We start from the raw sequence: 13,089 nt of genomic DNA, 5'->3' as shown, positions 1-13,089 counted from the left end.
CGGCGGCGGAAGAGCGACTCACACGGGCGCACCTGTCGCCCGCAGTTCTCGCACGGGTCTCAGTCCGATGGCAGGCGACCGGGTGGAGCCGGGAGGCGCGGCGACCATGGTCGCGGCCTTCCTCAGCACCGGCCGGAACCAGTAGCGGAAGTTGTCCGGGTGGTGGCCGAGTTCCGGCCCGTCGACCTCCAGCAACCCGAACTCGACGAGCTCGTCGAGCAGTCCCTCGGCGTCGAACTCCCCGATCAGCAGGGCCTCGGCCACGCGGGCGGCCGTGATGTCCCCGTCGATCTCCGCAGCCCGGCGCACGGCGTGGAACGCCTCGGGCGACATCATCCGGCAGGTGCGCTCCACACCGGCCAGCAGATCGAGTTCGGGCACACCGGTCTGCATCACGAACGCCGGTTCCCGCGCCGCGCGGTCGACCACCTTCCGGATCGGCCAGTACGGCCGCAGCTCCAGCCGCCACAGCGCGGCCCGGATCACCTGGGGGAAGCCGTCGGAGAGCTCCGCGAGCCGCACCGCGGCCTTCGGCTCCTCCGCGAGCCGCCGCCTGCCCAGGACGTTGACCATGAGCTCCAGCGCGTCGACCGCGTCGAGCGGGCCGAGGCTGATCGACCGCATGACCGCCGGGTCGGCGAGCCTGCGCCTGCTGGTCACCAGGACCGCGCAGCCGGGACCGCTCGGCAGCAGCGCCCGCAGCTGGTCGTCGGACACCACGTCGTCGAGGACGATCAGCGTGCGCTGGCCCGCGGTCCAGCTGCGGAACATCCGGACGCGCTCGTCGAGCGACGCCGTCCCCACCTCCTCGGCGGACGCGCGGCTCCCCCACGCCCGCAGGAAGCCCGCGAGCACGTCGGCCGGGTCGACGGGGTCGCCGGAGGGCGTGACGAGCCGCGCGTGGAGCTGCCCGTCGGGGAACTCGGCGCGCACCCGGTGCGCGGTGCGCACCCCGAAGGCCGACTTCCCGACACCCGGAGGTCCGAACACGACCACCACCGCGGGCGCGGACCGCCCCGGCGAGGTGAGCACCTCCGTCGTGCGCGCGATCTGGGCGTCGCGGCCGATCAGCAGCGTCACGTCGGGCGGGAGGTGGTAGGGCGGCTCGGCGAACCTTCCCGTGCTCGCGGGCGCGGCGTCCGGCGCGACCGGGTCGAACGAGTCGTCCGCGGCGAGCACCACCCGGTGCGCCTGGCGCAGGTCGAGGCAGGGTTCGAGCCCGAGTTCGTCCCGCAGCACCGTGCTCGCCCGCTGGTAGACCTCCAGCGCCTCGCACCGCCTGCCCGCCCGGTACAGCGCGAGCATCAGCTTGGTCTGGAAGCCCTCGTGCGTCGGGTTCGCCGCGGCCAGACCGGTGAGCTCACCGATCAGCTCGTGGTGGCGGCCGAGTTCCAGCTCCAGGTCGATCCGCTGCTCCATGATCCCGCGGCCGAGTTCTTCCAGCAGCACCGCTTCCGCCTGGAGGACGGGACCGCGCCTGATGTCCGAGAGCACCGAGCCGCGCCACAGCCGCAGCGCCTCGCGCAGGGTCGTCACGGCGGCGACGGCGTCCCCCGCCGCGAGGTGGGCGCGGCCCCGCTGCACCTCGGCGCTGAAGCGGTCGACGTCGAGCGCGTCGGGCGGCAGTTCGAGCAGGTAGCCGCCGCGGGACGTGTGGAGCCCGACCGGTCCCGAGTCCGGCTTCCCGACCAGGCGCAGCGTCTTGCGGAGCTGGTAGGCGTAGGTCTGCACCGTCGTGGTGGCGGTGGACGGGGGACGGTCCTCCCACAGTTCGTCGATGATCTGCTCCATGCGCACCGTGCGGTTCGCCTGGAGGGACAACAATGCGAGCAGTTGCCGCAGCTTCGGCGCCGAAGGAGTCAGCTCCACACCGGACACGATTATTTCGAATGGACCGAGCAGGCCTACCTTCATGAAAGCCCCCTAGAATCGGCTCGAATCACCTTCGGCGATGCCCCACCCCGGCATGCACACCGCTCCGTGGAATAAGTGTGGTTTGTTTTCTCACGCTCTTCAAGCACAACGGAGCGATTCCACCCCTCGGCGCATGAGCCGGTGGGAATCAGCCGCAGATGGCCAGCATGGTGGACAGGTCGGTGAGTTTCGCCCGCGTCCGGCCCTGGCGCCTGCCCAGCTCGGTCTCGTGCGCGTCGAGGCGCGTCCACCCCTCCCACGTCACGGGACGCACACCGCGCCGTCGCAGCAGCGCGGTCACCGCGGCAGGGTCCGGCTCCGCGGCGCGCGGCAGTCCGGGCAGGTCGGCCAGCAGGGAGGCGACGGTCTCCCCGGCGTCGGCCTTGTTGGTGCCGATCACGCCGGTCGCACCGCGCTTGAGCCACCCGGCGACGTACGCCCCCGGCACGCCGACGACCCGGCCGCACTCGTGCGGAACGGTGCCGGTGACCTCGTCGAACGGCAGTCCGGGGAGCGGCGTGCCGCGGTGCCCGATGGCGTACAGGACGGCGTCCACCGGCAGCGTCTCCCCGCCCGGTTCCAGCAGCAGGGCGTCGACCCGGTCCCGTCCGCACACCTCGACCAGCCGCGTGCGGAAGCGCACGTGCAGGCGTCGGGACGCACCCCGTTCGGGACGCCTCGCCCACTCGCGGAGGATCTCGACGTTGGTCCGGGCGGTGCGGTCGCCGGCGACGGTCCGCACCTCGTCCGGGGAGAGCACCAGGTCGTCGGGCCGCACCAGCACGTCGACGCCCAGTTCTCCGAGTTCGCGCAGTTCGACGGGGGTGAACCTCGCCTGGGCGGGACCGCGCCGGGCGATCAGGTGCACGTCGGTGACCCGGCTGCGGTCCAGCGCCGCGAGCACGGCGTCCGGCAGTTCGGTGTCGGCCAGGGCGCGGACGTCCTTGAGCAGCATCCGGGCGGTGTCGAGCGCGACGTTGCCCGCGCCGATCACCGCGATCCGCCTCGCGTCGAGCAGCCGCTCCGCGCTGACGGCGTCCGGGTGGCCCCCGTACCAGGCGACGAAGTCCGCGGCGGGCGCGCTGCCGGGCAGGTCGTCACCGGGAACGCCCGGCCGCAGGCCCCGCGCCGCACCGGTCGCGTAGACCACCGCGTCGTAGTGCTCGCGCAGGTCGGCCGCGGTCAGGTCGACGCCGACCGCGACGTTGCCGAGGAAGCGCACCGACTCCGCCGAGAACGGCCTGGCCAGCACCCTGGTCACCGATTTGATCTTCGGGTGGTCGGGTGCGACGCCGTACCTGACCAGGCCGTACGGCGTCGGCAGGCGGTCGGCCACGTCCACGCCGACGTCGGCCGCCGCCAGCGTGGCCGCGGCGTAGAGCCCGGCGGGCCCGGCGCCCACGACGAGGACGCGGCGACTCACGACGGGCCACCCGACCCGTAGAACGACCGGGCGGCCTCGATCGAGTCCTGCTCCTCGGCGGGCACCTCGTCCTCGGTGAAGATCGCGTCCACCGGGCAGATCGGCACGCAGGCGCCGCAGTCGATGCACTCGACCGGGTCGATCATCATCTGCTCGCCCGCGTCGTGGATGCAGTCGACCGGGCAGACGGTCACGCAGGACTCGTCCTTCGTGCCGACGCAGCGGCTCGTGATCGTGTAGGTCATGGCGGCTCTCCCGTCACTCCGACTTGGCTACCACTCGGTCACCGCGAACCGGGGCGGGACCCCGGCGCGCGGCGCGCAGCCTGCGTCCTCGGTAGATGGCGAACCCGATCGCGGCACCCAGCGTGAGCAGCGGGTAGTCCACCCGTGCGAGGTACTCGACGATCGGGACGGCGAGCGCGACGAGGAACACCCACGCGTCCGGGCTCCACTCGGCTCGCCGCACCGCGGCGCGCTTCGCCCGCTCCTCGCCGGCGTGGCGCCTGCCCCACGGCTTCTCGATCGAGATCCACACCATCAGCGCCAGCGTCGCGAGCGTCCAGCCGGTGCCGATGAACATCGGGGTGACCGACCAGCTCTCCCCCGCCTTCGACGCCTCCACGACGCGCTCCAGCGTCTTGCCCAGGTAGATGCTGCCGAGCAGGATCGCGATCAGCGTCAGCCAGAACTTCACGGTCACCCACCAGTGCCGGAAGTAGCCCCACGGGGTGAGCGCGGACAGCATCAGCCCCGTGTACGCGGTGCTGATCCCCAGGGGGTCCAGGATCTCGTTCTCCAGGAACAGCGAGGTCTCCAGCGTGACCAGCTGGTCGTGCGGGTCCATGCCGAGCACCCGCCCGAGCAGGACCAGCTGCACGACCGCCATCGCGCACCAGCCGACCGACGAGATCACGTGTAACCAGACCATCAGGTGCTTGGCGTGCTTTGCCGTGAATTTCTTCATGCGACAACCCTGCCGAAACTCGGGAACGGCGACCATCAGGACATTCCCTGACCGTCGGAGAATTCGTCCCTTAAGGGTGAAATAGGACGTAAATCGACACCACGAATAGACCGGACATCGCCCGGTCCACAGTCACGAAATATTCCCTATGAGCGTTCTACGACGCGCAGCAGAATTGCGTGCAGCTCTTGCCGCTCGGTGTCGTCGAGAGTGCCGAGAACGGGTACGCCAACGGCGAGCCGCTGCCGCAACCGCGTTTGCAGCCGCTTCCCCTCCTCGGTGAGCACGACCTGCTTGACCCGCCGGTCGTTCGGGAGCGCCTGCCGCTCGACGAGACCCCCCGCGTGCAGCCCGTCGATGATGCCGGTCATGTTCGAGGCGTCGCACCTCAGCCGGGCCGCGAGATCGCGCATCGACACGGGGCCGTTGATCCTCAGCAGCGCTCGGGCCTGGGGCACCTGGAGCTGGAGCGATCCGGTGACCATCGCGAACTGCGCCTTGACGCGGTCGGTCAGCTCGAAGAGCAGGTCGACGACCTCGACCACCGGCGCCGGTCGCTGCTGAGATCCAGGGGTCATAGCGGCGAGGCTAACCTCCGGCAACCTCCGCACGCGCCTGGTCACCCTCCTTCGCCACCTCGTAGACCCGTCGTTCGAGGACCCGCCAGTACGGCCGCATCGGCGTGGTCGTGTCCCGGTGCACCGGGGCGTCCTCCCAGGCCAGGAAGTGCTCGGTGCTCTCCCACTCGCTGAGCAGGACGTAGCGCTCCGGTTCCTCGTGGTCGCGCAGCAGCTGGTCGCCCAGGTGCCCCGGCACGTCGGCGACCTTGCTGGTCACCTCGGCGTACGCCCTCTCGAACGCCTCCGCGTGCTCCACGGCGACCCGCGCGGACACCATCACCCGTGCAGTCATGCCTCCCCCTCCGTCGGTCTCGGCACACACGATCCGGCAGATACTGGTTGAGGTCAACTATTGTTAGCGAGAGCAAACGTCAGGCCCGCTCGGTGGTGACGTCAGTCGGAGTAGCCGGTGTCCGCCGCGGGCACGGTTCGCAGCAGCAGTTCGTGCAGCACCGCCCGCTCGCCCTCGTCCAGCTCCCCCAGCAGTTCGGCGTGCGCCTCCGCCACGAGCCGGTCGGCCAGCACCAGCGCCCGCTCCCCCGCCGCGGTCAGCCGCAGCGCGTACCGGCGGCGGTCACCGCGGTCGCGCGTGCGGGAGATCAGGTCCGCCGCCTCGGCCTCGTCGACGACGGCGATCATCGTGGTGCGGTCGATGCGGAGCAGGTCGGCGACGGCCTGCTGGGAGATCGGCGTGCGCGCGTGGACGACGGCGAGCACCGCGTGCAGCCGGGGGTTCAGCCCCTCGGTCCGGAGCCTGCGGGCGAGCAGCACCCAGCCGCGCTGCACGGCCCTCGACATCACGTACATCGGCCAGCGCGTCAACTCCTCCGGGAGCCGGGGACCGCTCGCGTACAGGTCCGCGTCCGACGGCGTTTCCCGAACCCGCTTCTCCATCGGGCCATCATCGCGCATACTCACAAACCATCAGCTCTACTGAGGATCAGTCAGACTGACGATTGGAGCACCGTGCGCCAGTGGGCACCGTTGTGGGCGGTCTGCGCGGGAGCCGCCATGCTGCTGCTCGACGTGACGATCGTGCACGTGGCGCTGCCGAGCACCGGCGCGGACCTGGACGCCTCGCTCAGCGACCTCCAGTGGGTGGTCGACGTCTACGCGCTCGTGCTCGCGGCGCTGCTGCTGACCTCGGGCGCGCTGGCCGACCGGTTCGGCGGGCGCAGACTCTTCACGCTGGGGCTCTGCGTGTTCGGGGCCGCGTCGCTGGCCTGCGCGCTCGCGCCGACGCCCTGGTTCCTGATCGCCGCCCGCGCGGTGCAGGGCGCGGGCGCGGCGTGCGTGTTCGCCACCGGTCCGGTGCTGCTGCACCAGGCCTACGAGGGACGGGCGCGGGGCGTCGCGTTCGGTGCGTGGGGCGCGGTCAGCGGTGCCGCCGCGGCGGCGGGCCCGCTGCTCGGCGGAGTGCTCACCCACCAGTTCGACTGGCGGTGGGTCTTCCTGGTGAACGTCCCGGTGAGCGTGCTGGCCGCGGTGCTCGCGATGACCGGTCTCGCGAGGTCCCCCACCGCCGCCGACCGCGGGCTCGACCTGGCGGGCACGGTGTGCTTCGCCGTCGCCACCGGCTCGGTGGTCTACGCGCTGATCCGCGGCGACCTGATCCCGTTCGGCGTCGCGCTGGTCGCGCTGGTCGCCTTCGTCCTGGTGGAACGGCGGCACCCGCACCCGGTGCTGGACCTGCGCCTGGTGCGGAGCCCCGCGTTCACCGGTGTCAGCCTGGCGGCGTTGACGCTGTCCCTCTCGGCGTACTCCGGTCTGCTGTACGTGTCGCTGCGGCTGCGGGACGACGGCCTGTCCGCGCTCCAGACCGGACTCGCGCTCGCGCCGCTCGGCGTCACCGCGCTCGTGGTGTCGTCGCTCTTCGGGCGGAGGCTGCACCGCACCCCACCGCGCCTGCCGATCGCGGGAGGGCTGCTGCTCGTCGCCGCGGGAGCGCCGGTGACGGCGGTGTCGACCTGGCAGTGCGTGGTCGTCGGCACCGCGGTCGCGGGCACGGGCATCGGGCTGGTGAGCCCGATGCTGGCCAAGACCGCCATCGGCGCGGTGCCCGGCGACCGCGCGGGCATGGCCACGGCCGCCAACGCCGCGTGCCGCCAGTTCGGCACCGCCGTCGGCATCGCGCTGCTCGGCCCCGTCTTCCAGGCCCACGGGCTGCGAGCGGCGTTCGCCGTGTGCGCGGGCACGGCCCTGCTCGGGGCCGCGCTGTCGTTCGCGCTGCTGCGCGGCCCACAGGACGCTCTACCCCGACAACCAGTCAGGAGCACCCCATGAGAACCCCATCCCGATTACGGTTGCTGGCCGCGACGGTCGGGCTCGCCGCCGCGGCAGTCATCGCCGCACCCGCGACCAGCTCCGCACAGGACGTGTCGCGCGCCGGGCTGTTCCTCTGCCAGAGCAGCCTGCTGAAGGTGTCCAGCCAGTCGTGGACGCAGGCCAACCCGACGCTGAACCCGTGCGCGGACGACTTCCGGGCCGTCGACCGGCAGGACATCACGGTCGCCTCGATCGCCCGGTTGCAGACCAGCCTCATCGACGTGCGCACCGACCAGACCCCCAACGTGCTCACCGCGTCCCCACCCGCGGCCGACGACCTCGCGTTCGCCAGCGCCCGCGTGGCCTCCATCCGGCTCACCGCGACGGCGATCGGCACCGTCGAGTTCGGCGTCGTCCACGCCGACGCGACCGCCACCTGCGTGCCCGGCGACGGCGGCCTCGTGCCCGCGTTCACCGGGCGGTCCACGATCACCACGTTGCGCGTCAACGGAACCCCGGTCGTGAACCTCACCGGCCCGGTGAACGTCCCGCTGTCCTTCGGCACCCTGCGGCTGAACCAGACCGAGACCACGTCGACCGGTCTCGTGCGCAGGGGTGCGGTGTGGGACACCCCGCTCTTCGACGTCATCCTCGCCGAGGCGAGGGTCAGCGTCTCCGGCAACCCGTGCCGGACCTGAACCGCACGCCGTGCTCGTGACGCGGGCGCACGCCCTCGGCGTCACGAGCACGGCCCGGGAGCACGGCTCCTCCGGGTCGGCGCGGGCTGGTGAGCGGGTACCGCTCGTCGGAGGGCCCTGTCGTCCCAGAAGCGCCGCACATCGCTGGTCGTGCGGCCCAGCGCGCCGGACGGCACCGACGGTTCCCCACCTACGACGCGGGCACGACCTTGACCGACGCGAACATGTCCGCCATGAGCGCGGCCATGTCGTCGCTGCCCCCCGGACCCGTCACGCCCGCCGCGGGGACGTGGGCGGCGGCGTAGCTGATGGTCTGGAGCACGGGCTCGTCGGCGGTCCGCCGCACCAGGCTCCGCACCAGCGGGTGGTCGGCGTACTCCTCGGTGCCCTCGACCAGGCAGCGGCTCGTGCCGAGGGTGTGGCCCGGCCAGACGAACCAGCCGAACCTCCCGTCCGGCCGCGGTTCGCGGGTCGGGATGGGGGTGGTCGGGCCGTCCACGAGGAGGCGGAGCTGGGCCGTGGGCATCCGCACGCCCGTCGCCAGCTCGAACGTGTCCACCACGCCCGCGCCGCCGAACCTGGCACCGACCTCCAGGAACACGAGCCCCCGCGCGGACTCGATGGCCTCCAGGTGGAACGGGCCGGTCCTGATGTCCACCGCGGCCAGGCAGCGCAGCACCCAGTCGACCACGGCGGGGTCGGCGTCGACCTGCACCGATCCGAGCGGTTCCCCCTTGGCGAAGTCCAGGCAGGTGCCCACGTACCGGCTCACCACGACGGCGACCGCGGCACCGTCGGCCACGACGCCGTCGACGTGGATGATCGGCCCCTCGACGAACTCCTCGACCTCGTAGGCGTCCGGGGCCAGGCCGGCGCTCCGCACCGCCTCCAGCGCGGCGGCCGCGGTCCGGTGGCTGCTCACCCCCTCGCTGGACACGCCGGACAGCGGCTTGAGGACCGTCGGCCCGGACCACGGCACGTCGCCCGGAGCCGCCAGTGCGGACGACACGCCCAGGAAGCGGGGCGTGCGCAGCCCGTGCGCGGCGACGGCGGCCTTCATCGCCACCTTGTCGCGGTAGGGCAGCACGTCGTCCACGGTGGGGCCCGCGACGCCGAGCGCCTCCCGCACGCGGGCGGCGGTCAGCAGGTCGTACTCCGACAGCGCGACCACCACGTCCGGAGCGGGTTCTCCCGCGAGCGCCGCGAGGACCTCCCCGTCCTCCGGCCCGGTCCCCGGACGGCTGAGACGACGGGCGCGCACACCGGCGGGCATGGTGTCCACCCGGTCCGGGGCGCCGAGGTAGGTGACGTCGTGGACGTCGTGGTCGAGGCCCTCCGCGTACCGGATCACGCTGTCCGGGATGCGGTGCAGGACGAGGATGCGCATGGAGGTCTTCCGGTCGGCCGTGCCGCGTGCGCGACACCCCGCGGCGCGGGGCGCGGGCGAGCGTAGACCACCGGCACGCACCCTCCACACTAGACCGAACAGCCCAGTGGAAACCGCTGTCCAGCCTATGCGCGAACGCTTCCGCGCATCAGACCTCGGCCAGGATCCGGGCAAGTTCGACCGGTTTGGTGATCATCGGCCAGTGGCCCGAGTCGATGTCCACGAGCTCGACGTGCTTGGCCGCGGCCAGTTCCGGCACGTCGCCCGAGGCGATCCACCCGCGCGCCTGGTCCGGGCCGAACTCGGGGCAGACCAGGACGACCGGCACGTCGAAGCGGCGTTCGTCGGTCAGGCGCACCAGGCCCTTGGCGACACCGGCGGGCACGGGGATCGCGGCGGAGGCGAGGGCGTGCCGCGCCCGCTCGTCCAGGTCCGCGGCGTCCGGGCCCTCGAACGGGTCCCAGCCGGGGAAGGGCATGGCGCCGTCGACCAGGTCGAAGAAGTCGGCGTAGGGCTTGCCGTCCGACGTCGGGAAACCGCCGATCATGACGACCTTCGCGACCCCGTCCGGTCGCGCGTCGGCGGCCAGCCACGCCAGCGTGGAGGCGGCGGAGTGCCCGACCACCACCGGTTTTCCCTCCGCCGCGTCCACGGCGGCGAGCACGGCGGCGACCTGGTCGTCGAGCGTGGCGGACGCGGCGCCGTCACCCTGGCCGGGCAGGGTCAGGGGTACGGGGCGGTGGCCCAGCGCCTCCAGGGCGGGCACGACCTCGTCCCAGGCCGATCCGTCGAGCCAGAGGCCACCGATGAGCAGGACGTCCACGGTCAGTTCTCCTTCGCCAGTGCGGTCAGGTCTCGTTCGGCGTACAGCCGGTGCTCCCACTCCTCGTTGAGGACGATGCGCAGGCACGTCTTGAGGGGGAAGGCCTCCTCCCTCGGCCAGCCGGGTTCGGTGCGGGTCACCTCCGAGGCCAGCCGATCGTCGGTCAGGGACGCGATGACGTCGCGGACCATCGTCCCCCGGTCACGCCGGACCGCCAGCACCTCGTCCAGCGAAGGACGGGCCTCGCGGTCCCACGGGATGTCGTCCCAGCCCGGCGCCTCGTCCCACGGCAGGTCGAGCGGGTGCCACGGCGAGACGACGCCGAGGACCATCCGCCCCACCCACGCGGCACTGGCGAAGTTGAGGTGCCGCAGGGTCTGGATGAACGACCACTCGCCGTCCACGCTGGTGTGCAGCGCCTCCTCGGGGAACGTCCGCGCCCGCGCGACGGTCTCCTCCCAGCGGCGTTCCAGGACGTCCCACGCCTCGCGGAAGCCGTCCGGGTCCTCGGGGCGCATCTTCGCCCGTTCGGGTGTCCGGCGGTCCAGCTCGGCCTCGACGAGCGGGGCGATGTCGACGCCGTTCACGACGACGCCGCGCAGCTCGCCGCTGATCCGCACGTCGACCAGCTCGACGCCGCGCAGGTGGGTGCCGCGGACCACCGCGCCGTGGATCAGCGCGCCGCTGAAGTCGACCGCGTGCAGGGAGGAGTCGGTGAAGCGCACCCTCCTGAACGTGGAGTCCCGCAGGCTCACGTTCTCGAAGTGCGCCCCGGTGAGGTCTTGGTCGTGGAACTCGGTCATGGTGCGCCACCGTAGGACGTATTCCGGACGTTCTGCTTCCGGTTCACCTACGCTCCTCCCGTGTCGAGCGACATCAGCCCCACGGCGCGGGCCCTGCGCGCCCTGGAGGTGCTCCGGAACCGCCCCGGTGCCACGGCCGAGGACCTCGCCGCGTGCCTGGGCGTCACGGAACGCGCCGCGCGCCGGTACGTCGGGATCCTCCGCGAGGCGGGCATCCCGGTCGAGTCGACCAGGGGCCCGCACGGCGGGTACCGGCTCGGGCGCGGGACGCGGCTGCCGCCGGTGGTGTTCACCGAGCCCGAGGCGCTCGGGCTGGTCATGGCGGTGCTCGACAGCGGTCCGGCGGCGGACGACCTCGTCCGTTCGGCGCTGGGCAAGGTGGTCAGGGCGCTGCCCGAGGACGTCGGCAGGCGGGCGGCGGCGCTGCGGGAGCACGCGTCGGCGGTGCCCGACCGGCAGGCGGCCCACCCCGACCCGGCCACGGTCAGCGCGCTGGTCGCCGCCATCGCCGCCCGGTGCCGCGTGGTGGTCGCCTACCGCGGCGAGTCCGGCGACGAGTGGGAGGCCGAGGTGGACCCGTGGGCGGTGGTCGTCCGGCACGGGCGCTGGTACCTGCTGTGCCACTCGCACCGCGCGGACGCGGTCCGCACCTACCGGGTCGACCGGGTCCGCGCCGTCGAGCGCACCGCGCACGGGTTCACCCCGCCCGACGGGCTGGACCCGGCCGCGGCCGTCGAGGAGAACCTGGGCACGGGCTGGAAGTTCGCCACCCGCGTGGTGTTCGACGCGCCGCTCGCGGAGGTCCGGCCGTGGATCCGGCCGCCGATGGGCGGGCTGGAACCGCTGGGGGACGGCTGCGTGCTCGTCGGCAGCACCAGCAACCCGGCGATGTACGCGCAGGAGTGGCTGGCGACCGTGCCGCTGGCGTTCCGCGTCGAGGGCGGGCCGGAACTCCGCGCCGCGGTCGCGACGCTGCTCGCGCGCCTCACCTCGGCCCTGGACCCGCCAGCGCCCCGGCCAGGCGCCGAGCGCCCTCGGTGAGCCGGTCCGGCCCGTGGAAGCTCCACGAGAGCCGGATGGCGGCGTTCGCGCCGCGACCGAAGCGGGAGCCGGGCAGGACCGGCGCCCCGGCCCGCGCGGCGGCGGCGACCGCGGCCTCCTCGGTGACACCGTCGGGCAGCGTGACCCAGAGGAAGAACCCGCCCCCCGGGGTGGTGAAGCGGAACTCGGGCGGCAGGTGCGCGCGCAGGGTCGAGACCAGCGCGTCCCGGCGCAGGCGGAACTGCTCCCGCAGCCACACCACGTGCCGGTCGTAGGCCCCGCTCTCCAGCAGGCCCGCCACGGCGACGGCCGCGAGGTGGTTGAGGCCTCCCCCGCTGCTGAACGCGGCGCTCTCCGCGAAGCCCTTCGCGGTGGCGGCGTCGGTGACCAGCCAGCCGAGGCGCAGGCCGGGCGCCAGCGACTTGGAGAACGTGCCGAGGCGGACGACGTCGCGGTACCCGGCCAGGCCCGCGACGGACGTGGGCGGCGGCGGGCCGAGGACGACGTCGGCGTAGGCGTCGTCCTCGACGATCCGCACGCCGTGCCGCCGCGCCACGGCGATCAGCTCCCGGCGGCGCTCGACGGGCACCACCAGGCCGGTCGGGTTGTGGAACGTCGGCAGCAGGTACACCAGCGCGACCCCGGAGCCCGCGGCGTCGAGGGCCTCGTCGAGCGCCGACGGCACCATCCCGTGGGTGTCCATGGGCACCCGGACGGCGTCGAGGCCGCGGTCGGTGAAGACGCGCATCCCGTGGTCGTAGGCGAACGCGTCCGCCACGACGGTGTCCGCGTCGGGGACGGCCCAGCGGGCCAGCAGGTCGAGCGTGGTGGAGGTGCCCGCCGTGATGACGACCTGGTCGGCGCGGCACGGGACGCCGTCGGCCGAGGAGACGCGCCGGGCCAGCGCCTCCCGCAGCGGCAGCGGCCCCTGGTTCTCGCCGTAGGTCAGGCCCGCGGGCCCGTAGTCGTCGAACGCGTCGGCGTACGCGGTCCGCAGCAGGTCCGTCGGCAGCAGCGCCGGATCGAGGTGGCCCGGACCGAGGTCCACCACCCCGTCGGGCTCGACGATCTGGACGACGCCTTCCCGCCACCGCGTCACGGGTGCTCCCCTCACTGGTCCGCCGCGCCACCAGTGTGCCCTCCGCGGCG

Annotated in this window: 14 protein-coding genes; 3 read left to right on the top strand and 11 right to left on the bottom strand. The window is 73.1% G+C overall.

Going from position 1 to position 13,089, the window contains the following annotated elements; translation table 11 throughout:
* Positions 1 to 18: 18 nt before the first annotated feature.
* The 7 genes from AC156L_RS09710 to AC156L_RS09680 form a co-directional block, all read right to left on the bottom strand.
* Entirely contained in the window at positions 19 to 1,869 is a 1,851-nt protein-coding gene (locus AC156L_RS09710; RefSeq protein ID WP_330879993.1) for an AfsR/SARP family transcriptional regulator, read from the bottom strand.
* A gap of 193 nt (positions 1,870 to 2,062) precedes the next feature.
* Positions 2,063 to 3,337: an FAD-dependent oxidoreductase gene (locus AC156L_RS09705; RefSeq protein WP_330879996.1), complete on the bottom strand. Its 1,275-nt coding sequence runs from the start codon at positions 3,335 to 3,337 to the stop codon at positions 2,063 to 2,065.
* Positions 3,334 to 3,582, bottom strand: coding sequence for a ferredoxin family protein (locus AC156L_RS09700; protein ID WP_330879997.1), 249 nt, complete (start codon positions 3,580 to 3,582; stop codon positions 3,334 to 3,336). Before AC156L_RS09700 ends, AC156L_RS09705 begins: the two co-directional genes overlap by 4 nt.
* Positions 3,583 to 3,595: 13 nt before the next feature.
* Positions 3,596 to 4,303, bottom strand: a complete 708-nt coding sequence (locus AC156L_RS09695; RefSeq protein ID WP_330879999.1) for a hypothetical protein — start codon at positions 4,301 to 4,303, stop codon at positions 3,596 to 3,598.
* Positions 4,304 to 4,449: 146 nt separating this feature from the next.
* Positions 4,450 to 4,881 (bottom strand): MarR family winged helix-turn-helix transcriptional regulator, encoded by a 432-nt coding sequence (locus tag AC156L_RS09690; RefSeq protein ID WP_330880001.1) that lies wholly within the window; start codon positions 4,879 to 4,881, stop codon positions 4,450 to 4,452.
* Between the two features lie 10 nt (positions 4,882 to 4,891).
* Positions 4,892 to 5,215 carry an antibiotic biosynthesis monooxygenase family protein gene (locus tag AC156L_RS09685; RefSeq protein ID WP_330880003.1) on the bottom strand — a complete coding sequence of 108 codons (324 nt, stop codon included), beginning with the start codon at positions 5,213 to 5,215 and terminating at the stop codon, positions 4,892 to 4,894.
* A gap of 101 nt (positions 5,216 to 5,316) precedes the next feature.
* Positions 5,317 to 5,817 (bottom strand): MarR family winged helix-turn-helix transcriptional regulator, encoded by a 501-nt coding sequence (locus AC156L_RS09680; protein ID WP_330880005.1) that lies wholly within the window; start codon positions 5,815 to 5,817, stop codon positions 5,317 to 5,319.
* 72 nt (positions 5,818 to 5,889) lie between these two features.
* On the opposite strand from AC156L_RS09680, the gene AC156L_RS09675 reads away from it, so the two are divergent.
* Together AC156L_RS09675 and AC156L_RS09670 are read left to right on the top strand one after the other, a co-directional pair.
* Positions 5,890 to 7,206 carry an MFS transporter gene (locus tag AC156L_RS09675; RefSeq protein WP_330880008.1) on the top strand — a complete coding sequence of 439 codons (1,317 nt, stop codon included), beginning with the start codon at positions 5,890 to 5,892 and terminating at the stop codon, positions 7,204 to 7,206.
* Between the two features lie 20 nt (positions 7,207 to 7,226).
* Positions 7,227 to 7,886, top strand: coding sequence for a hypothetical protein (locus tag AC156L_RS09670; protein WP_330880010.1), 660 nt, complete (start codon positions 7,227 to 7,229; stop codon positions 7,884 to 7,886).
* Positions 7,887 to 8,076: 190 nt separating this feature from the next.
* On the opposite strand, the gene AC156L_RS09665 is transcribed toward AC156L_RS09670, so the two are convergent.
* The 3 genes from AC156L_RS09665 to AC156L_RS09655 form a co-directional block, all read right to left on the bottom strand.
* Positions 8,077 to 9,273 carry an ATP-grasp domain-containing protein gene (locus AC156L_RS09665; RefSeq protein ID WP_330880012.1) on the bottom strand — a complete coding sequence of 399 codons (1,197 nt, stop codon included), beginning with the start codon at positions 9,271 to 9,273 and terminating at the stop codon, positions 8,077 to 8,079.
* Between the two features lie 148 nt (positions 9,274 to 9,421).
* Positions 9,422 to 10,096, bottom strand: coding sequence for an alpha/beta fold hydrolase (locus AC156L_RS09660; RefSeq protein WP_330880014.1), 675 nt, complete (start codon positions 10,094 to 10,096; stop codon positions 9,422 to 9,424).
* A gap of 2 nt (positions 10,097 to 10,098) precedes the next feature.
* Positions 10,099 to 10,899, bottom strand: a complete 801-nt coding sequence (locus AC156L_RS09655) for a DinB family protein (protein WP_330880016.1) — start codon at positions 10,897 to 10,899, stop codon at positions 10,099 to 10,101.
* Between the two features lie 60 nt (positions 10,900 to 10,959).
* Here AC156L_RS09655 and AC156L_RS09650 point away from each other — a divergent pair, with 60 nt between their 5' ends.
* Positions 10,960 to 11,940, top strand: a complete 981-nt coding sequence (locus tag AC156L_RS09650; protein ID WP_330880018.1) for a helix-turn-helix transcriptional regulator — start codon at positions 10,960 to 10,962, stop codon at positions 11,938 to 11,940.
* Here AC156L_RS09650 and AC156L_RS09645 read toward each other — a convergent pair.
* Positions 11,885 to 13,039 carry an aminotransferase class I/II-fold pyridoxal phosphate-dependent enzyme gene (locus AC156L_RS09645; protein ID WP_330880020.1) on the bottom strand — a complete coding sequence of 385 codons (1,155 nt, stop codon included), beginning with the start codon at positions 13,037 to 13,039 and terminating at the stop codon, positions 11,885 to 11,887. The genes AC156L_RS09650 and AC156L_RS09645 overlap by 56 nt on opposite strands.
* Positions 13,040 to 13,089 lie beyond the last annotated feature (50 nt).

This window comes from Umezawaea sp. (assembly GCF_057122925.1).
Note: the sequence above shows the minus strand (reverse complement) of the source record. Positions and strands in the feature narration are given on the sequence as shown.

Excerpts from the sequence above, each read along its gene's own strand:
- AC156L_RS09695 (WP_330879999.1), bottom strand. The coding sequence starts at position 4,303 with ATGAAGAAATTCACGGCAAAGCACGCCAAGCACCTGATGGTCTGGTTA.
- AC156L_RS09700 (WP_330879997.1), bottom strand. The coding sequence starts at position 3,582 with ATGACCTACACGATCACGAGCCGCTGCGTCGGCACGAAGGACGAGTCC.
- AC156L_RS09685 (WP_330880003.1), bottom strand. The coding sequence starts at position 5,215 with ATGACTGCACGGGTGATGGTGTCCGCGCGGGTCGCCGTGGAGCACGCG.
- AC156L_RS09680 (WP_330880005.1), bottom strand. The coding sequence starts at position 5,817 with ATGGAGAAGCGGGTTCGGGAAACGCCGTCGGACGCGGACCTGTACGCG.
- AC156L_RS09655 (WP_330880016.1), bottom strand. The coding sequence starts at position 10,899 with ATGACCGAGTTCCACGACCAAGACCTCACCGGGGCGCACTTCGAGAAC.
- AC156L_RS09665 (WP_330880012.1), bottom strand. The coding sequence starts at position 9,273 with ATGCGCATCCTCGTCCTGCACCGCATCCCGGACAGCGTGATCCGGTAC.
- AC156L_RS09690 (WP_330880001.1), bottom strand. The coding sequence starts at position 4,881 with ATGACCCCTGGATCTCAGCAGCGACCGGCGCCGGTGGTCGAGGTCGTC.